The organism is Mesoterricola silvestris (genome assembly GCF_030295405.1).
Lineage (GTDB): Bacteria > Acidobacteriota > Holophagae > Holophagales > Holophagaceae > Mesoterricola > Mesoterricola silvestris.
In genome coordinates, this window is record NZ_AP027080.1 from 253540 (window position 1) to 273396 (window position 19857).

Below are 19857 nucleotides of genomic sequence, written 5' to 3' on the forward strand. Positions count from 1 at the left end.
TCCGCTTCTCACACGGAGAAGTACCGGGCCTGGGGGTGCCAGGCGATCAGGGCGGAGGTGGTGTACTCCGGGTCCATCTGGAACTGGTCGGTGATTGAGACGCCGATGCGGGAGCCGCCCAGGAGCTCCAGGAGGGCGGCGTTGCCCTCCAGGTCCGGGCAGGCCGGGTAGCCGAAGGAGTACCGGGAACCCTGGTAGCCCTGGCTGAAGAGCTGGCGCAGCTGGGCCGCGTCCTTGCCGTGGATGCCCAGCTCCCGGCGGACCCGGGCGTGGAGGTGCTCGGCGAAGGCCTCGGTGAGCTCCGTGGCCAGGCCGTGGAAGAGGAAGTAGTCCGCATACCGGTCGGAGCGGTACAGTTCCGCGGCCAGGTCCGCGGCCCGGCTCCCCAGGGTGACCACCTGGAGCGCCAGCACGTCGAAGCGGCCCGAGGCCTCCGGTTCGAAGAAGTCGGCCACGCAAAGGCGCCGGCCCCCCTCCTGCCGGGGCAGGGCAAGGGTGGCCAGGAGGGTCGCGCGGTCCGGGGCGAAGACCCGCAGCGTATCGCCCCGGGCCTGCACCGGCAGGTAGCCGTACAGGGCCCTGGGCTCCAGCAGGCCCTCCTCCAGGATGCGGCGCTTCCAGGCCGCCAGGAGGGGCTCGGCCTTCTCCCGCAGCACCGCCTCGAAGGCCTCGTCCGTGAGCTGGCCCTGGGTGAAGGACCACCGGTTCCGGATGACCACGAAGGTGTCCAGGAAGGCGAAGATGTCCTCCAGGCCCGTCCCCGCCTGCCGCACCCCCCAGAAGGGGGGCTCCGGCACGGGCAGGTCCCGCTTCACCCAGGAGCTCTGGCCGGCGGCGGTGAGTTCCACCTGGGCGGCGCCCCGGTGGAGGACGGTGATGGCGGGGGTGCCCGGCGGGGCCGGGGCGGCGGCGGCCGGGGCGGCCCCGCTGGTGAGGAGGTCCATGTGGCGCAGCCCCTCGAAGGCGTCCTCGGCGTAGAGCACCCGGCCGCCGTAGGCGCTCTGGCACTGCTCCTCCACGAAATCCCGGGTGAGCGCGGCCCCGCCCAGGATCACGGGGATGTCGAAGCCCTTGTCGGCCATGAAGACCAGGTTCTCCCGCATGACGGTGGTGGACTTCACCAGCAGCCCCGAGAGGCCGATGGCGTCGGCGGGGTAGCTCTCCAGCGCGGCCAGGATGGCCTCCACGGGCTGCTTGATGCCCAGGTTAAGGACGTCGTAGCCGTTGTTGGAGAGGATGATCTCCACCAGGTTCTTGCCGATGTCGTGCACGTCCCCCTTCACCGTGGCCAGGATGACCTTGCCCTTGGTGATGGAGGACTCCCTGGGGATGTGGGGCTCGATGCGCTTGACGGCCGTCTTCATGGCCTCGGCGCTCTCCAGCACGAAGGGCAGCTGCATCTCGCCGGCCCCGAACCGCTCCCCGACCACGCGCATGGCGTCCAGCAGGATCCGGTTGATGATGTCCAGGGGGGGCAGGGTGGCCAGGGCCTCGTCCACGTCGTCCAGGATCAGGCGCTTCTCCCCGCCCAGGATGTCCTGCTTCAGGCGCTCCTCCACCGGGAGGTTCCGGCCCGAGGGGCCCGCCTCCGGGGCGGCCCTGCCGTCGCCGAAGAGGGCCATGACGGCCTTGAGGGGATCGTAGCCCTCCCGGCGCCGGTCGAAGATGAGGTCCTCGGCCGCCGCGCGCTTTTCCGGGTCGATTTCGGCCACCGGGATCACCTTGGCCGAGTTGAAGATGGCCAGGTCCAGGCCGGCCTTCACGGCGTGGTAGAGCATGAGGGCGTTCACCACGTGGCGCACCCCCGGGGCCAGGCCGAAGCTGATGTTGCTCACCCCCAGCATGGTGAGGACGCCGTGGTGCCGGGCCTTGATGAGCCGGATGGCCTCCAGGGTCTCCAGGGCGGAGCGGCGGAAGGCCTCGTCCCCGCTGCCCAGGGTGAAGGTCAGGGGGTCGATGATCAGGTCCGAGGGGTTGAAGCCGTACTCCCCCACCACCAGGTCCACGAGCCGGCCCGCGACGGCGGCCTTGGCCTCGGCGGTCTTGGCCATGCCCTTCTCGTCGATGGTCAGGCCCACCACCGCCGCGCCGTAGGTGCGGCAGAGATCCAGCACCTTTCGGGCCTTGGCCTCCCCGTCCTCGAAGTTGATGGAATTGACCACGCACTTGCCCGGGGCGGTCTGGAGGGCCTTCTCGATGACCGGCACCTCCGTGGAGTCGATCATGAGGGGCAGGAGCACCTGGCCCACCGCCTTCTTCAGGAAGGCCTCCATGTCCGCGCTCTCGTCCCGGCCCACGTAGGCCACGCACACGTCCAGCATGTGGGAGCCCTCCCGCTGCTGGTCCCGGGCGATGTCCACCAGGCCGTCGATGTCCTGGACCGCCAGGAGGTCCCGGAACTTCTTGGAGCCGTTGGCGTTGGTGCGCTCCCCAACGATGAGGGGCCGGGGCTCCTGGCGCAGGGGGACGCTCTGGTAGAGGCTCGAGACGCAGCGGTCCACGGCGGGGGTGCGGTGGGTGACGCCCGAGGTGCCCAGGCGCGCCCGCAGGGCGCGGATGTGGTCGGGGGTGGTGCCGCAGCAGCCGCCGACGATGTTCAGGTTGAACTCCTTGGCCAGGTGGGCCACCTTGGCGGCGAAGGCCTCGGGCTCCAGGGGGTACACCAGGGCCCCGTCCCGGTTCACCGGCAGGCCCGCGTTGGGCAGGCAGCTGATGCGGCAGGGGGACTGCTCCACCAGGGCCTGGAGGGGGGCGTGCATCTCGTCGGGGCCCGTGCCGCAGTTCAGGCCGATGACGTCCACGCCCAGCATCTCCACGCTGGTGATCACCGACTGGATCTCCGTGCCCAGGAGCAGGGTGCCCGTGGTCTCCACCGTGGCCTGGACCCACAGGGGGCATTCGCGCTTGAGCTGGGCCATGGCGTCCTTGGCCGCGCGCACCGCCAGCTTGATCTGGCCCAGGTCCTGGCTGGTCTCGACGAGGATGCTGTCCACCCCCCCCAGCAGCAGGCCCCGCATCTGGGCCAGGTAGCTCTCGTACAGCGGTCCGTAGGCGATGTGGCCCAGGGTGATCAGCTTGGTGCCCGGGCCCACGGAGCCCACCACGTAGCGGCGCCGGTCGTAGGACCGGGCCACGTCCAGGGCGAGCCGGGCGGCGATGATGTTGAGTTCCTCGGCCCGTTCCGGGATGCCGAATTCCCCCAGGACCACCTGGTTGGCGCCGAAGGTGTTGGTCTCCACCGCGTCGGCCCCCGCGTCCAGGTAGGCCGCATGGATGTCCCGGATCCACTCCGGGCGCCGTTCGCACAGGAGTTCCATGCAGCCTTCCAGGGCCGGGCCCCCGAAGTCGTCCACGGAAGGTTTCCGGGCCATGATCTGGGTGCCCATGCCCCCGTCCAGGAGGAGGGTCCGTTCCAGGAGAAGTGCCGAAAGGGAAGTCACGCGTCCACCCCCAGGTATTCGATGTCCACGTCCCCGTTCACCGCGAACTGGCAGGCCAGTCGCTGGTCGGGGGGGGCCTCCACGCCCCGGAGGAAGTCCCGCTCCTCCGGGCCCTTGGGGGAGCAGTGCTCCAGCCCCGCCAGGATCCGCACCCGACAGGTGCCGCAGGACCCGTTCCGGCACCCGAAGGTGATGTCGGCGCCGGAGGCGTCGGCGATGGCCTGCAGGGGCGTGCCCGCAGGCGCCTCCACCAGCAGGTCCTCGGGGAGGAAGCGCACCCGCGCCAGCTCAGCCATGGTCCACCCCCGCTTCCAGGAGGGTGTCCAGCAGCTCCACCTGCCCCAGGGGGGCCGACAGCTGCAGGCCGCGCACCCCGGGGCGCACCTTGGCGATGATCTCCCGGGCGATGTCCAGGCCCTCCTTGAGCTGGTCCTCCGCCGACTGCCACCTGGCCATGCGCTTGAGGAGGACGTCCGGCAGGGTCACCCCGGGCACCTCGTTGGCCATGAACTCGGCGTTGCGCAGGCTCTTCAGGGGCCAGATGCCGGCGATGACGGGGATCCCCAGGGGCTCGGCGAATTCCAGGAAGCGGAACAGCGCCTCGGCGTCGAACACCGGCTGGGTGATGGCCCATTCCGCGCCCGCGTCCACCTTGTACCGGAACCGCGCCTGCTCCCGGTCCACGTCCACGGCCACGGGGTTGGCCCCCACGCCGATGCTGAACCGGGTGGGCACGCCGATGTGGCTGCCGCCCAGGTCCAGGCCCGAATTCAGGCAGCGCAGGATGTTCACCAGGCCGATGGCGTCCACGTCGAAGACCGCCGTGGCGTTGGGGTAGGGCCCCAGCTTCGGGGGGTCGCCCGTGATGGCCAGGACGTTCTGGACGCCCAGCCCCGCCGCGCCCAGGAGATCGCTCTGGATGCCCAGGAGGTTCCGGTCCCGGCAGGCGAAGTGCATGAGGGCCTCCATGCCCACCCGCTGCTGGATGATCACGGCCGTGGCCAGGGCCGACATGCGGGCCATGGCCCGGGGCCCGTCCGGGACGTTGATGGCGTCCACCCCCCGGTCCCGGCAGAAGCCGGCCTTCTCCACCAGCTTGTCGGCGCTGATGCCCTTGGGGGGCACCAGCTCCACCGTGACGACGAATTCCCCCGCGGCGATCTTGCGGCTGAAGGCGCTGCGCTGGGCCTGGGGCACCGGATCGTGGCTGCCCTCGGTCGCGGGCCGCTCCGTGGCGCCCTCCACGAAGGCCTTCTCCTGGCGCAGGGCGCCGCGCATGGAACGGGTGTGGGCCGGCGTGGTCCCCGCGCAGCCGCCCACGGCCCGCACCCCGAGCTGGAAGGCCTGGCGCGCGAATTCGCCCAGGTACTCCGGGCTGGCCATGTACAGGAGACGTCCGTCCACCATGCGGGGCAGCCCCGCGCTGGGCTGGAGGATGAGCGGGGTGGCCGTCACGGCCCGGAACCGCTTCAGCAGGTCCAGGAGCGGCGCGGGGCCGCTGCCGCCGTTGACGCCCAGGAGATCGGCGCCCCATTCCGCCAGCTTGGCGATGTACCACTCCGGCTCCGTGCCGTAGAGCGTCTGGCCCTCGTCGTTGGGCGTCATCTGGGCCACCACGGGCAGGTCGCAGATCCCCTTGATGGCCAGGATGGCCTGGTGGATCTCGTTGAGGTCGGCGAAGCTCTCCAGCACGAAGAGATCCACGCCGCCCTCCAGGAGGGCCCGGGCCTGTTCCGCGAAAAAGCCACGGGCCTCCTCGAAGGACGTGGGCCCCCAGGGCTCGATGCGGACCCCCAGGGGCCCGATACACCCGGCCACCCAGCCGGGATCGCCGTCCCCCAGGGCCGCCCGGGCCAGGAGGGCGCCCTTGAGGTTGATGGCCTCCAGGTTCTCGGCCAGGCCGTAGCCCTGGAGCTTCACCCGGTTCGCCGCCCAGGTGTTGGTGGTGAGCACCTGGGCCCCCGAGGCCCGGAATTCCTGGTGGATGGCCCCCACCAGCTCCGGCGAGGCCAGGTTGGCCTCGTCGAAGGAGCGGTTGATGTAGATCCCCCGCTCGTAGAGCACCGTGGGGGTGGAACCGTCGAAGAGGAAGCACTGGCCGGATTGAAGGGCTTCCATGAAAGTCTGGGTCATGGTCCGCTCCTGGGTGCAGCCTCTATGCAATGCGAATGAAGCCTGGGAATCAACAGGGAAAGTCGGTGGTCGGGCACCAGGAAGGCCAGGGAGACGCCGGTGTCGCCGGCCAGGATGGCCGCCACCGGTTCGTCCACCAGGGGACCCAGGAGGCTCAGGGCCCGTCCCGGCGCCTCCCGCAGGCCCTCGCCCACCAGGGCCACCGCCGCCCAGCCCCGTTGGACCGATAGGCCGGAGGCCGCCAGGTCCCGGAGCACGGCTTCGGAATCCGCGGTCTCCCCCTTGGCCACCAGCAGGCCACCGTCCGGGGTGGCCAGGAGCCCGTACAGGGAGGCCCCCGCCTCCAGCAGCCGGGTGGAGGCCTGGAAGAGCAGCTCGGAATCCTGGGCGGGGGGCACCCGCAGGCAGGAGACCCCCTCCTTGTAGGCCACGGAGGTGATCTCCCCCGGGCGGCGCGCGGGGGCCTCGGCGCGGATCTCCGTGCGGGAGCCCTCGGGGCGGTGGGTGTTGGCCACCACCAGCCCGAAGCCGGCGCGGCTCACGGGCGCCAGGGCGTCGGCGTGGAGCACCTTGGCCCCGAAGGCCGAAAGGGCCGCCGCCTCCCGCAGGCTCATGACCGGAATGGGCCGGGCCTCGGGCACCAGGCTGGGATCGGCGCTGAGCACGCCGTCCACGTCCGTCCAGATCTGCACCTCCTCGGCCCCCAGGGCCTCCCCCAGGAGGGTGGCGGTGGTGTCGGATCCGCCCCGGCCCAGGGTCGTGGTGGACCCGTCGGGGGCCGTGCCCAGGAAGCCCTGGGTGACCCACAGGGCCCCCTTGGCCAGGCCCTCCCGCCAGGGCCCCGCGGCCTCCCGGATGCGCTCCAGGTCCGGCCGGGCCCGGCCGTGGCGGGCGTCGGTGCGCAGCACCTCCCGCACGTCCCGGAAGTGGGCCGGCAGGCCCCTGCGTTCCAGCAGGGTCTCCAGGAGCCGCGCCGAGAGGGTCTCCCCCAGGGCCAGCGCCGCGTCCCGGGAGCGGGGGGAGGCCTCCCACAGGAGGCCCATGCCCTGCAGGAGCCCGGCCAGGGACTGGAACAGCGGTTCCCAGTGGGGCCGCACCGCCTCGTCCACCCCCAGGGCCCGGGCCGCGGCCCAGTGCCGGGCCTCCAGGGCGATGCGGGCCGCGCCCGCGGCCTCCAGGTCCCCCTTGGCGGAGGCGTGGATGGCCTTCAGGATCAGGTCCGTGGTGCCCGACAGGGCCGAGACCACCACGAGCCCCCCCTGGGGCAGCTCCCGGCCGATGATCTCCGCGGCCAGTTCCAGGGCCTCCCGGGTGCCGACGCTGGTTCCTCCGAACTTGAGTACTTTCAAGGCAGTACCTCCTTCATCCAGGCCTTCACCTGGTCCCATTCGATGAGGAAGGCGTCGTGCCCGTGGGGGGTCCGCACCCAGCGGGCCTCCCCAAGGCGCCCGGCCTTCCCCGCGGCTTCGATCAGTTCCTCCAGGCAGGACCGGGACATGAGCAGGTCCCCTTCCAGCCCCAGCACATGGAGGGTGGCCCCCATGCGGGCCAGGGCCTCGGGCATGGCGCCCCGCCCCCGGCCGATGTCGTGGTTGTCCATGGCCTCCAGCAGGGCCAGGTAGGCCTGCCGGGTGAAGCGCCCGGCCAGGGCCCGCCCGTGGAAGGCGAGCCAGGCCTGGAGTTCGGCCGGGGTCGAAAAGCGCCCCCCCAGGCCGTCGGGGCTCCGGAAGGTGAGCATCGCCACCCGCCGGGCCAGGGCGATGGCCTCGTCGTCCCCCAGGGTGGGGCTGGCCAGGATGGCGCGCTGGGCCTCGTTGGCGCCCCAGAGCCAGGCGTCGGAACGCCCCCCGCATCCGATGACGCCCACCGCCTTGAAGCGCCCCGGCTCCAGGATCGCCAGCTCCAGGGCCACCATGCCCCCCAGGGAACCCCCCAGGAGGGCGTCGAAGGTGAGCCCCTCGTCACGGATCCACCGGGCCAGCACTTCCGCCTGGTACCGGGTGGACCAGCCCCCCCGGGGCTCCGGCCCCTGGGCGCCGTAGCAGCTCCCGGCGAGGTTGGGCGTCCACACCGTGGCCGCGTCCGGATCCAGGGGCGCGCCCGGCTCGAACATGGGCCCCCACCAGCCCTTCACCCCCGGCGCGTCGGCGGCGTCGGGGCCGCCGGTGAGCGCGTGGAGGAGGAGGACCCGGGCCGGCCCGTGCCCGGTGACGCGGAAGGCGGTGCGCGCGCCTTCGGGGGAGAGGTGTTCCCGGGTCAAGCTTCCCCCCCGCGCAGGGCCTGGTCCAGGTCGGCCTTGAGATCCTCGAGGTTCTCCAGGCCGATGGAAAGGCGGATGAGATCGTCCGTGACCCCGTTGACGGCGCGGTCCTCGGCGCTGAGCTGCTGGTGGGTGGTGGAGGCCGGGTGGATGATGAGGCTCTTGGCGTCGCCCACGTTGGCCAGGCGGGAGAAGAGCTCCACCGCGTTGATGACCTTGGCCCCCGCGGCCAGCCCCCCCTTCACGCCGAAGGTGAGGATGCCGCCGAAGCCCGCCCCTTCCCGGAAGTAGCGCCGGGCCAGGGCGTGGCTGGGGTGGTCCGGGAGGCCCGGGTAGTTCACCCAGGCCACCTTCGGATGGGCCTCCAGCCAGTGGGCGATGGCCAGGGCGTTGCTGCCGTGGCGGTCCATGCGGATGGGGAGGGTCTCGATGCCCTGGAGCAGGAGGAAGGCGTTGAAGGGCGACAGGGCCGGGCCGAAGTCCCGCAGGCCCTCCAGGCGCGCCTTGGCGGCGAAGGCCGCGGGCCCGGCCACCTCGGTGAGCACGGCCCCGTGGTACGAGGGGTTGGGCTGGGTGAATTCCGGGAACCTGCCGTTGGTCCAATCGAAGGTGCCCCCATCCACCAGGATCCCGCCCAGGCTCGTGCCGTGGCCCCCGAGGTACTTGGTGGCGCTGTGCACCACCAGGTCGGCCCCGTGCTTCAGGGGCTGGCAGAGCCAGGGGGAGGCCAGGGTGTTGTCCACGATGAGGGGCACCTTCGCCTCCCGGGCCACGGCCGCCAGGGCGTCGAAGTGGGGCACGTCCAGCTTGGGGTTGCCCAGGGCCTCCAGGTAGATGGCCTTGGTTTCGGGGCGCAGGGCGGCGCGGAAGGCGTCCGGGTCGGTGCTGTCCACGAAGGTCACGGCGATGCCCAGGCGCTTGAGGCTCTGGCTGAAGAGGGTGTGGGTGCCCCCGTAGAGGTTGGTGCCGGCCACCAGGTGGTCCCCGGCCTGGGCCAGGGTCACCACCGCCAGGGTGATGGCCGCCTGCCCCGAGGCCGTGGCCACCGCCGCCACGCCGCCCTCCAGCTGGGCCACGCGCTTTTCCAGCACGTCCACGGTGGGGTTGCCGATGCGGGTGTAGATGTTGCCGGGTTCCTCCAGGCCGAAGAGCCGGGCCCCGTGCTCGGTGGAGTCGAAGACGTAGCTGGTGGTCTGGTAGATGGGCACGGCCCGGCTGTGGGTGTCCTTGTCCGGGCTGTGGCCCCCGTGCAGGGCGAGGGTCTCGAAGTGGGGCTGCGTGCGGCTCACGTGGAACTCCAGATGGAACTTCTCCCACCCGCCTAAAAGGGGGGAGCGTTGGGGTCCTTGTCTCCCCGCTAGGGGCCTCCGGACAGGTCGAGGGAGCCTTCGGTTCCTCGCGAGCTACACATAGACGGAGAGGGGCCCGATTGGTTCGGGCCCCTCTCCGTCTGTGTCTTGGCAGTCACATCAGTTCGGTATCTATCCGGCTCGACGCATGCGTCCACCGGCAGGAATTGGCACCTTGCTCATCGCAGGTTGCCAAGGTTTCACAGGGCCCGTCCCTCCACCTTTCGTGATAGCTCACTATGGAACTGACAAAGAACTCAGAACCATCATGATGCGTGTTCCGTGCCCGGGAGTCAACCCCTCAGGGTAGGCTTGACCCATGCTCTCTTCGCTCCGCATCCAGAATCTGGCCCTGGTGGAAGATCTCGCCCTGGACTTCCAGGACGGCTTCACCGTCCTCACCGGCGAGACCGGGGCCGGCAAATCCCTCCTGGTGGACGCCCTGTCCCTCCTGGTGGGGGCCCGGGGCGACGGCGACATGGTGCGCCAGGGCACGGCCCGGGCCGTGGCCGAGGCGGTGGTGGACGGCGCCTTCGAGGCCTGGCGCACCCTCCTGGTGGACCGGGGCCTCCCCGAGGAGCAGCCCGTGGTGCTGCGCCGGGAAGTGGGCGCCAACGGCCGCAGCCGCGCCTGGATCAACGGCGGCGCCTGCAGCCTCGCCGACCTGCGCGAAGCCGGCCGCATCTGGATGCGCCTCACCAGCCAGCACGACCACCAGTCCCTCCTGGCCGAGGACCGCCACCTGGGGCTCCTGGACGAGGTGCTGGGGGTCCGCACCGATCTCTCCGCCCAGGCGGGCGAGGTCCGGGAGGCCCAGGCCCGGCTGGCGGCCCGCAAGAAGAGCGAAAGCCAGCGCGCCGAACGCCTGGAGTGGCTGGCCGAGCAGATCGCCGATCTGGAGAAACTGGCCCCCCGCACCGGGGAATGGCTCCAGCTGCGCAACGAGCGGGAGCCCCTGCGCCACGCCGTGCACCTGGAGGCCGCCTTCCGGGAGGGGGCCGAGGCCCTGCGGGAGGCCCTGCGCCTGGTGGAGGACGCCCACCGCGCCCAGGCCCGCGCCGCCGCCATCCTTCCCGCCGCCCAGGTGGAGGTGGACCGCACCCGGTCGGCCCTGCTGGAGCTGGAGGACATCCAGGCCCTGGCCCAGGACCAGGCCATCCGCTGGTCCCGGGAGGGCGTGGACCGCATCGAGGCCCTGGAGACGCGCCTGGCCCAGTTCGAGAAACTGGCCCGGCGCCACCGCTGCGAACCCGAGGAGCTCGCGGGCCGCCTGGAGGCCCTGCGCCGGGAGCAGGACGAACTGAACAACCACAGCTCCAGCCTGCGCGACCTGGAGGCGGGCCTCGCCAAGGCCTGCGCCGCCTACCTGGAGGCCGCCGGGGCCCTCCACGCCCACCGCGCCGGCCTCGTGCCGCCCCTGGAGAAGGACGTGCACCAGCGCCTGGGGCGCCTGGGCATGGGGGGCTGCCGCATCCAGCTGCGCCTTTCCGTGGCCGAGGAGCCCGCGAGCCCGGTGCTCCTTTCGGGCCTGCCCGTGAAGGTCTCCCCCCAGGGCTACTCCTCCGTGGTCATCTGGATCGAGCCCAACGTGGGCGAGGGTTTCCGCCCCCTGGCCAAGGTGGCCTCGGGGGGCGAGCTGAGCCGCCTCATGCTGGCCATGCAGGGCGCCGGCATGGCCCTGGGCGCCGGCCACCGGGACCCCCTGGTCCTGGTGCTGGACGAAGTGGACGCCGGCATCGGCGGGGAGACCGCCATCGCCGTGGGCGCCGCCGTGCGCGAACTGGGCCGGAGCCACCAGGTGCTGGCCGTGACCCACCTGGCCCAGGTGGCCGCCCGGGCCCAGCACCACGGCCAGCTGCGCAAGGAGGTCAGCGACGGCCGCACCCGCAGCGGCCTCACCTGGCTCGCCGGCGATCCCCGCGTGCGGGAACTGGCCCGGCTCCTGTCCGGCCACCCCGACCGCCCCGAGGCCGTGGCCCACGCCCGGATCCTGCTGGAAGGGGCCGTGGCCGCGCCGCTGCTGGACCTGGACGAAGCCGCCCCCGGTGCCGGGAAACGGAAGCGGACCGGAGCCGGGAAATAGACCCCTTTTTCAGCCCTTCCCATCCGTGCCTCTGGGCAAGGGTGGGCTCAGGGCCTTGGCATTAAGCTGGCATATCCCCAAAAAAACATTACATTTTGTAAAGAATTTTGCCGAGGCGTATTCGATTTTGTCTTTCGGGGCGAATTCCGCCGGGCTGTATCCTAATTGTTAAATTATTTTATTTTAGTGTTCCAAGCTCGAGGCCCCGGCCCTTTCTCCGCCCGGAATTTCCTTCAATTGGGACCCCCGTCACAGCATCCCCCGTCAATTGGCAGATGCTGGTTTGGTAGCATTTTTGATCACGAACGAAATCCCGACTCGGAGGTATCAAATGACCTACAAAATCGCTTGGCTCCCCGGTGACGGCGTGGGCGTCGAAGTCATGGAAGCGACCCGGATCTGCCTGGACGCCCTGAAGTTCGATGCGACCTACACCCACGGCGACATCGGCTGGGAGTTCTGGTGCAAGGAGGGCGAGTCCTTCCCCCAGCGCACCATCGATCTGCTGGGCAGTTCGGACGCCGCCATGTTCGGCGCCATCACCTCCAAGCCCGCCAAGGACGCCGAGCGCGAACTGGTCCCCGAACTGCGGGGCAAGGGCCTGGTGTACCGCAGCCCCATCGTGCGCATGCGCCAGATGTTCGACCTCTACACCTGCCTGCGGCCCTGCAAGGCCTATCCGGGCAACCCCCTGAACTTCAAGGAGGGCATCGACCTGGTGGTGTTCCGTGAGAACACCGAAGGCCTCTACTCCGGCGTGGAATTCAGCCCCGTGCCCGCCGAAGTGGCCACGGCCCTCAAGCACAACTCCAAGCCCTTCGCCCACTTCGCGGAGAACGCCCCCGAGGATTACGCCATCACCTGCAAGATCAACACCCGCAAGGGCTGTGAGCGCATCATCCGCGCGGCCTTCGAGTACGCCAAGAAGTTCGGCTACCCCAAGGTTACGGCCATCCACAAGGCCAACGTCGTGCGGGCCACCGAAGGCATGTTCCTGGAGATCGCCAAGCAGGTGGCCAAGGACTACCCCGGCATCCAGCTGGACGACGCCAACGTGGACGCAATCTGCATGTGGCTGCTGAAGAACCCCAAGAGCTACGGCGTCATGGTGGCCACCAACCTCTTCGGCGACATCATCAGCGACCTGAGCGCGCAGCTGGTGGGCGGCCTGGGCTTCGGCTGCTCGGGCAACATGGGCCAGAAGCTGGCCGTGTTCGAACCCAGCCACGGATCGGCCCCCAAGTACGCGGGCCAGTACAAGGTCAACCCCATCGCCACCATCCTGGCCGCCAAGATGATGCTGGACTGGCTGGGCGAGACGGCCATGGGCAGCCGCCTGGAAGCCGCCACCGCCGCGGTCATCGCCGAGGGCAAGGTCCGCACCTACGATATGGGCGGTTCCTCCACCACCCTGGAGATGGGCGAAGCCATCGCCCGGAAGCTGTAGCCATGACCATCGTCATCCACGAGGTCGGCCCCCGCGACGGGCTCCAGGTGGAGCGCCAGGTGGTGCCCACCGATATCAAGGAAGGCTGGATCCGGGCCCTCATGGGCTCGGGGGTGGACATCGTCCAGGTGGGCTCCTTCGTGCATCCGGAAAAGGTGCCCCAGATGGCCGACACGGACGAGCTGTTCCGGCGCCTCGCCGGCGCCAAGGGCGCCCTGCTCAGCGGCCTCGTGCTCAACGAGAAGGGCCTGGAGCGGGGCGGGGCCTGCGGCGTGGGAATGTTCTGCATGGGGGTCTCGGCCTCCGACACCCATTCCCGCAAGAACACCGGCATGGGCAGCCTGGAGGCCCAGGCGCGCATCATCGCCATGGGCCGCTCGGCCCTGGCCGCGGGGCGGAAGGTGCAGGTGAGCGTCCAGAGCGCCTTCGGGTGCGGCTTCGAGGGGCGCATCCCCGACGAGCGGGTCCTGGAGATCGTCCGGGCCTACGTGGACGCCGGGCTCCTGAACATCAGCCTCGCCGACACCGCCGGCCACGCGCACCCGGAGCAGGTGAAGCGCCTCTTCGGGCAGATCCTCGCCCTGGGGCCGATCCAGGCCACGGGGCACTTCCACGACACCTACGGCCTGGGCATGGCCAACGTCTACGCCGCCATGGAAGCCGGGGTGAAGGTCTTCGAGACCAGCTTCGCGGGCCTCGGGGGCTGCCCCTTCACCAAGGTGGCCGCGGGCAACGTGGCCACCGAGGATCTGGTGCACGGCCTCAATCGCGTGGGGGAGCGCCGGGACATCGACGTGCCCCGCCTCGTGGAGATCGCCAAGGACGTCGCGGGCTTCTTCGGCCGCGAAATGACCGGCCGGGTGCATCGCACCGGCCCGCTGGGGTATTGACATGGAAAAGCGCCGCATGCTCGAGGGCGTCAAGGTCCTCGATCTCACCAACGTCCTTTCGGGCCCCTTCGCCACCCTGCACCTCGCCCTCCTGGGCGCGGACGTCATCAAGGTGGAGAACCCCAAGGACGGCGATCTGGCCCGCAAGCTGGGCATCGTCCCGGCCTTCAACAAGGCCCTGATGGGCACCAGCTTCCTGGCCCAGAACGCCAACAAGAAGTCCGTCACCCTCAACACCAAGAGCCCCGAGGGCAAGGAGATCTTCCGCAAGCTGGTCAAGGACGCGGATGTCCTGGTGGAGAACTTCCGCCCCGGGGTCATGGACCGCCTGGGCCTGGGCTACGCCTCCCTCAAGGAGATCAACCCCAAGCTCATCTACTGCGCCATCTCGGGCTTCGGCCAGACCGGCCCCGACGCCCTGAAGCCCGCCTACGACCAGATCATCCAGGGCCTCTCGGGCGAGATGGCCGTCAACGGCGACGAGCGCCTCAACCCCCTGCGCACGGGCTTTCCCGTGTGCGACACCGTGGGCGGCCTCAACGCGGCCTTCGCCCTCATGGCCGCGCTCTACCACCGGGAGCGCACCGGGGAGGGCCAGTTCATCGACATCTCCCTCCTGGATTCCATCATGCCCCTCATGGGCTGGGTGGCGGCCAACCTCCTCATCGCCGGCCAGGAGCCGGTGCTCATGGGCAACGACAACTTCACGGCGGCCCCCTCCGGCACCTTCCGCACCCGGGACGGCTTCATCAACATCGCCGCCAACAAGCAGGAGCAGTGGGAGTCCGTGTGCAACGTCCTGGGCGTGCCCGAGCTCAAGACCGACCCCCGCTTCCAGGAGCGGGACACCCGCAAGAAGAACCGCAAGGAGCTGACCCCCCTCCTGGAGGCCCGGCTCGCCGGCGAGGACACCGACGTGTGGGTCGAGAAGCTCAATGCCAACGACGTGCCCAGCGGCGCCATCCTCAGCCTCAAGGAGGCCCTGCGCCAGCCCCAGGTGCGGCACCGGGGCGTCCTGCAGAAGACCGAGGTGCCCGGGGTGGGCGAGATCGAGGTGTTCGGCCTCACCGCCCTGTTCGAAGGCTGCTCCGGCGACGTGGCCACCCCGCCCCCCACCCTCGGCCAGCACAATGCCGAGATTTACGAACGCGCCGGCCTGGACGAGGCCGCCCGCGCTGAACTCAAGTCCAAGGGCGTCATCTAGAACCCGAACGGAGGAACCCCCATGGGAATGACAGTTGTTGAGAAGATCCTCGCCCGCGCCGCCGGGCGCGACGCGGTCAAGGCCGGCGACGTGCTGGAGCCGAAGGTGGACCTGGCCATGTCCCACGAGAACGCCGCCCTGGTGATCAACCAGTTCGAGGCGATCCACGAGGGCACCGGCATCGAGGCCCGCCCCTGGGACTCCAGCCGCATCGCCATCATCTTCGACCACCGCATCCCCGCGGAGAGCCCGAAGACCGCCACCAACCACAAGAAGATCCGCGGCTTCGTCGCCAAGCACGGCATCTCCAAGTTCCACGACGTGCGCGGCGACGTGGGCGGCATCTGCCACCAGATCCTGCCCGAGTACGGCTACGTGCGCCCCGGCTTCGTGGTGGTGGGCACCGACAGCCACACCACGAGCCACGGCGCCCTGGGGGCCTTCTCCTTCGGGGTGGGCGCCACGGAAATGGCCTCGGCCTGGACCCTGGGCTACGCCGTCAACATCGAAGTCCCCGCCACCATCAAGGTGGTGGTCAAGGGCGACTTCGCCCCCATGGTGGGCCCCAAGGACCTGATCCTCCACCTCATCGGCGTGCTCACCGCCCAGGGCGCGAACTTCCGCGTGCTGGAGTACCACGGCGAGACCATCCGCAAGATGACCACCTCCGGGCGCCTTGCGATCTGCAACATGAGCGTCGAGGCCGGCGCCACCAGCGGCATCGTCCCCGCCGACGGCGAGACCATGCGCTACCTGCGCGAGGAGGCCGGGGTCACCGACGCCATCACCCCCGTCACCCCCGACCCCGACGCCGTGTACGAGCGCGTGGTGGAGATCGACGTGAGCCGCCTGGCCCCCCAGATCGCGTGCCCCCACACCGTGGACAACGTCAAGGACATCGGCCTCGTGGCCGGCAAGCCCGTGCAGCAGATCGTCATCGGCTCCTGCACCAACGGCCGCCTCGACGACCTCGCCATCGCCGCCGGGATCCTGCGGGGCAAGAAGGTGGCCCCCGGCACCCGCATGCTGGTCTTCCCCGCCTCGGGCAAGATCTTCGGGCAGGCCATGGACAAGGGCTACATCCAGGACTTCATGAAGGCCGGCGCCGTGGTCATGAACTCGGGCTGCGGCCCCTGCCTGGGCGTGCACGAAGGCGCCCTGGGCGATGACGAGACCGCGCTGTCCACCACGAACCGGAATTTCAAGGGCCGCATGGGCAACCCCAAGTCCGAGGTGTACCTCTGCAGCCCCGCCGTGGCCGCGGCCTCGGCCATCACCGGCGTCATCACCGACCCCCGCCACGCCTGAGGAGCAGCCAAAATGAGCAAAGTCATCATCAAGCTGGAAGCCGACATCTCCACCGACGACATCTACCCCGGCCGCTACATGGCCACGGTGCTGCCCACCGAGACCCCCCAGTTCTGCTTCGCCAACCGCACCGAACTGAACGAGAAGCTCCGCGCCGGCCAGTTCCCCAAGGGATCGGCCATCGTCGCCGACCACAACTTCGGCTGCGGCTCCTCCCGGGAGCAGGCCGCCTCCGCCCTCAAGGGGTACGAGCTCACCATCGTCGCCCGCAGCATGAGCCGGATCTTCCTGCAGAACTCCATCAACCTGGGCCTCAACGTCGTCCTCTGCCCCGGCATCGAGGCCGAGGAGGGCCACGACCTGGACATCCAGATCGACAAAGTCACCAACCTCACCACCGGAAAGACCTTCGAAACCGTGAGGCTGCCCGAAGCCCGGCAGGTCATCATCGACGCGGGGGGGCTGGTGCCGTACACCCGCAAGCGCCTGATGGAGACTGTCCGCTAGGCGGTTGACGAGCTTTCCCTGCCGGGGGCCGCGGGTTGGGTCCGCGGGGTTCCTGGGGGGGATGGCGACCCATAGGGGTTCCAGATTCCTGTTTCGACCCACCGGTACCGCCGTTCCCAGTCCTCGCTTCGCTGCGGGCTGGGAACGGCGGTTAGCCGTGGACCGGGGTGCGGAGGCTTTGGGGGGGAAGGGGGGAGCTTGGCAAACGGTTCTTTGGGGGGGGAGCCCAAACAAGCGTGCAATCAGGGATCAAGAGCCTGACGGAGGTCAGGCTTTGACCGTGGTGTGGAGTTGCAACCCAAGGGCGTGGACAACCTTGATGAAGGTGTCCAGTTCGGGGTTTCCCTCGCCGGAGAGCGCACGGTAGAGGGATTTCGGGTTCAAACCCGTGTCCTTGGCGATCTTCGCCATGCCTTTGGCGCGGGCGATGGTGCCCAGGGCGGCAGCGATGACCTGGGGGTGGCCGTCTTCCAGGGCGGCTTCCAGGAGCGCCGCCATGCGTTCATCCGTGGTGAGGTTCTCGGCGGCGTCGTAGGGGGTTGTCACGGTCTTGGAAACCCGCGCCGGGGTGCTGGCAGTTCGGGCGGTTCGGCGCTTGGTGGGTTCCATGGGATTGTCCTCAAAGGGAGTGAGCTAATTTCTGTGCGATTCGGATGTCTTTTCCCTGGGTGGTCTTGTCGCCACTTCCAACGGGTTTCACGTCGCCGGGAAGCCCAAGGGCCAGACGAAATATCCGTGTCTCGATGCGGGCGTAAGCCCGCGCATCTTTCAACCCATCCAACCAATTCTGAAATACCTGGGTCCTTCGAACCTCGCCCATGGCACATAGTCGCTTAAAAGCGACCCTTCGGCAAGTCCCAGGCGCCCATTCCCAACAAAGATGGCACCGGCCTCCATTCCTCCGCGACGGTGACCCGGTCTTGCCCCTCGCTGATCTCCATGCGTAAATCGGCGCCCTTGAACCATCACGTGAATGCATCGTAATGATAGGCTAGGGGATTCCTGGAGGTACGATGAGAACGTTCCTTTCCTGTCTGGCGGCGACGGCCCTGGTGGCGGCGGCGCCGGTGCCGGCCACCCGCAAGTGCGATCAGGTGGACGACTACTTCGGCACCAAGGTCGCGGATCCCTATCGGTGGCTGGAGGACGACAACGCGCCCGAGACCAAGGCCTGGGTGGCGGCGCAAAACCAGGCGACCTTCGCCCACCTGGCGGCCATTCCCCAGCGCAAGGCCATCCTGGAGCGACTGCGGGCGCTGCAGGACTACGAGAAGTACTCGGCGCCCCGGAAGGAGGGGAAGAACTACTTCTATTCCTACAATTCCGGGCTCCAGAACCAGGCGGTGGTGTACGTGACGCCGGATCCGGCCAAGGCGGGCAAGGTCCTGCTGGATCCCAACGGGCTCAGCAAGGAGGGCACCATGGCCCTGGCGGGCATGAGCCCCAGCCCGGACGGGCGGCTCGTGGCCTACGCGGTGGCGGCGGCGGGCAGCGACTGGAAGACCTGGAAGGTGCGGGACGTGGCCACGGGGCGGGACCTGCCGGACGAGCTCCAGTGGACCAAGTTCGCCAACGTGGCCTGGAACCGCAAGGGCACCGGGTTCTTCTACGTGGCCTACGCGGCCCCGGGGCAGGGGGAGGCGCTCAAGGGCGTGACCAAGAGCCCCAAGGTGCGCTTCCACGCCATGGGCACGCCCCAGGCGGACGACACCCTGGTGTACGAGCGGCCCGACCAGCCGGAATGGTATCTCTCCCCGGACGTGTCCGATGACGGCCGCTGGCTGACCATCCACATCTCCAAGGGCGACGCGCCCGAGCAGTCGGTGCTCCTCAAGGACCTGCGCAAGCCGGGGGCGAAGATGACGCCGTTCCTGGATCGCTTCGACGCCCGCTATTCGCCCGTGGGGAACAAGGGCGACGTCTTCTACTTCAAGACGGACAAGGGGGCGCCCCGGGGTCGGCTGGTGGCCATCCGGGCCGGCCACCCGGATCCCAAGGAATGGACCGAGCTCATCCCCCAGGCCGCGGGGACCGACGTCCTCCAGAACGTTTCCCTGGTGGGCGGCCGCTTCGTGGCCACCTGGATGCGGGACGCCCATACCGCCATCACCTTCCACAGCCTCAAGGGGGCCCGCCTGGGCGAACTGGCCCTGCCGGGCGTGGGTTCGGCCAGCGGGTTCCGGGGCCGCATCGGGGACCGGGAGGCCTTCTACACCTACACCTCCTTCAACACGCCCCCGGCGGTGTACCGCTACGACTTCGCCACGGGCGCCTCCACGGTGCTCCACGCCCCCAAGGTGGCCTTCGACCCGGCGGCCTACGTGGTGACCCAGGTCTTCTACCCCAGCAAGGACGGCACGAAGATCCCCATGTTCCTGGTGCACCGCAAGGGCCTCGTGCTGGACGGCACCAACCCCACCCTCCTGTACGGTTACGGCGGCTTCGATGTGTCCCTCACCCCCTCCTTCTCGGCTCCTCGGGTGGCCTGGCTGGAGATGGGCGGGGTGTATGCCCAGCCGAGCCTGCGGGGCGGCGGCGAATACGGCAAGGCCTGGCACGACGCCGGACGCCTGGCCCACAAGCAGAACGTGTTCGATGACTTCATCGCCGCCGGCGAATGGCTCATCGCGAACCGCTACACCTCCACCCCCAGGCTCGCCATCAATGGCGGCAGCAACGGCGGCCTCCTGGTGGGCGCCTGCCTGACCCAGCGCCCGGACCTCTGGGGCGCCGCGGTGCCCGAGGTGGGCGTCATGGACATGCTGCGTTTCCACAAGTTCACGGTGGGCTGGGGGTGGAAGGGGGACTACGGCTCCAGCGAGACCCCCGAGGGCTTCCGCACCCTCATCGCCTATTCACCCCTGCACACCATCAAGGCCGGGGCGGTGTACCCCCCCACCCTGATCCTCACCAGCGACCACGACGACCGGGTGGTGCCCGCCCACAGCCACAAGTTCACCGCCACCCTCCAGGCGGCCCAGGCCGGTCCCGCCCCCATCCTCACCCGCATCGCCACCAACGCGGGCCACGGGGCGGGCAAGCCAACGGCCAAGGTCTTGGAGGAGAAGGCGGACGTCTACGCCTTCCTGGTGGAAGCCTTGAAGGTGAAATAGATCACGATTTCACTTCTGGTTAAGTGCGTCAGGCCGCCCAAAGGTTCCCCGGGCGGCCTGTTTTTTTATAAAAAAGTCACAGCTTGGGCATTCAAATTCATGGGAAACCATGGACAATCACTC

The 19857-nt window shown here is 69.5% G+C and carries 14 protein-coding genes and 1 riboswitch; of the genes, 7 read left to right on the forward strand and 7 right to left on the reverse strand.

From position 1 onward, the window contains the following. Positions 1 to 8: 8 nt before the first annotated feature. The 6 genes from metH to R2J76_RS01120 are packed head-to-tail and all read right to left on the reverse strand — an operon-like array spanning position 9 to position 9122. Entirely contained in the window at positions 9 to 3440 is a 3432-nt protein-coding gene (gene metH, locus R2J76_RS01095) for a methionine synthase (RefSeq protein WP_316413935.1), read from the reverse strand. Next, positions 3437 to 3736 (reverse strand): 2Fe-2S iron-sulfur cluster-binding protein, encoded by a 300-nt coding sequence (locus R2J76_RS01100; RefSeq protein ID WP_316413936.1) that lies wholly within the window; start codon positions 3734 to 3736, stop codon positions 3437 to 3439. Before R2J76_RS01100 ends, metH begins: the two co-directional genes overlap by 4 nt. Beyond that, positions 3729 to 5573 (reverse strand): bifunctional homocysteine S-methyltransferase/methylenetetrahydrofolate reductase, encoded by a 1845-nt coding sequence (locus R2J76_RS01105; RefSeq protein WP_316413937.1) that lies wholly within the window; start codon positions 5571 to 5573, stop codon positions 3729 to 3731. Before R2J76_RS01105 ends, R2J76_RS01100 begins: the two co-directional genes overlap by 8 nt. Beyond that, entirely contained in the window at positions 5570 to 6922 is a 1353-nt protein-coding gene (locus R2J76_RS01110; protein ID WP_316413938.1) for an aspartate kinase, read from the reverse strand. Before R2J76_RS01110 ends, R2J76_RS01105 begins: the two co-directional genes overlap by 4 nt. After that, positions 6919 to 7833 carry an alpha/beta fold hydrolase gene (locus R2J76_RS01115; RefSeq protein ID WP_316413939.1) on the reverse strand — a complete coding sequence of 305 codons (915 nt, stop codon included), beginning with the start codon at positions 7831 to 7833 and terminating at the stop codon, positions 6919 to 6921. Before R2J76_RS01115 ends, R2J76_RS01110 begins: the two co-directional genes overlap by 4 nt. After that, complete coding sequence (locus R2J76_RS01120) at positions 7830 to 9122, reverse strand: O-acetylhomoserine aminocarboxypropyltransferase/cysteine synthase family protein (RefSeq protein ID WP_316413940.1); 1293 nt, start codon at positions 9120 to 9122, stop codon at positions 7830 to 7832. Before R2J76_RS01120 ends, R2J76_RS01115 begins: the two co-directional genes overlap by 4 nt. 185 nt (positions 9123 to 9307) lie before the next feature. Beyond that, positions 9308 to 9418, reverse strand: a riboswitch (SAM riboswitch). Positions 9419 to 9501: 83 nt separating this feature from the next. Here R2J76_RS01120 and R2J76_RS01125 point away from each other — a divergent pair. The 6 genes from R2J76_RS01125 to leuD all read left to right on the forward strand — a co-directional run bounded on the left by R2J76_RS01125 (position 9502) and on the right by leuD (position 16621). Further along, the gene (locus R2J76_RS01125) at positions 9502 to 11265 is read left to right on the forward strand and encodes a DNA repair protein RecN (protein ID WP_316413941.1); all 1764 of its coding nucleotides are present in this window, start codon (positions 9502 to 9504) and stop codon (positions 11263 to 11265) included. A 331-nt stretch (positions 11266 to 11596) separates the two neighbouring features. Then, positions 11597 to 12712: an isocitrate/isopropylmalate dehydrogenase family protein gene (locus R2J76_RS01130; protein ID WP_316413942.1), complete on the forward strand. Its 1116-nt coding sequence runs from the start codon at positions 11597 to 11599 to the stop codon at positions 12710 to 12712. A 2-nt stretch (positions 12713 to 12714) separates the two neighbouring features. After that, positions 12715 to 13602, forward strand: a complete 888-nt coding sequence (locus R2J76_RS01135) for a hydroxymethylglutaryl-CoA lyase (protein ID WP_316413943.1) — start codon at positions 12715 to 12717, stop codon at positions 13600 to 13602. Between the two features lies 1 nt (position 13603). Next, positions 13604 to 14806 (forward strand): CaiB/BaiF CoA transferase family protein, encoded by a 1203-nt coding sequence (locus tag R2J76_RS01140; protein ID WP_316413944.1) that lies wholly within the window; start codon positions 13604 to 13606, stop codon positions 14804 to 14806. Between the two features lie 27 nt (positions 14807 to 14833). Then, positions 14834 to 16114 (forward strand): 3-isopropylmalate dehydratase large subunit, encoded by a 1281-nt coding sequence (locus R2J76_RS01145; protein WP_316413945.1) that lies wholly within the window; start codon positions 14834 to 14836, stop codon positions 16112 to 16114. Between the two features lie 12 nt (positions 16115 to 16126). Then, positions 16127 to 16621, forward strand: a complete 495-nt coding sequence (gene leuD / locus R2J76_RS01150; RefSeq protein WP_316413946.1) for a 3-isopropylmalate dehydratase small subunit — start codon at positions 16127 to 16129, stop codon at positions 16619 to 16621. A 267-nt stretch (positions 16622 to 16888) separates the two neighbouring features. On the opposite strand, the gene R2J76_RS01155 is transcribed toward leuD, so the two are convergent. Next, positions 16889 to 17230, reverse strand: a complete 342-nt coding sequence (locus tag R2J76_RS01155; protein ID WP_316413947.1) for an addiction module antidote protein — start codon at positions 17228 to 17230, stop codon at positions 16889 to 16891. Between the two features lie 404 nt (positions 17231 to 17634). On the opposite strand from R2J76_RS01155, the gene R2J76_RS01160 reads away from it, so the two are divergent. Then, positions 17635 to 19734, forward strand: coding sequence for a prolyl oligopeptidase family serine peptidase (locus R2J76_RS01160; RefSeq protein ID WP_316413948.1), 2100 nt, complete (start codon positions 17635 to 17637; stop codon positions 19732 to 19734). Positions 19735 to 19857 lie beyond the last annotated feature (123 nt).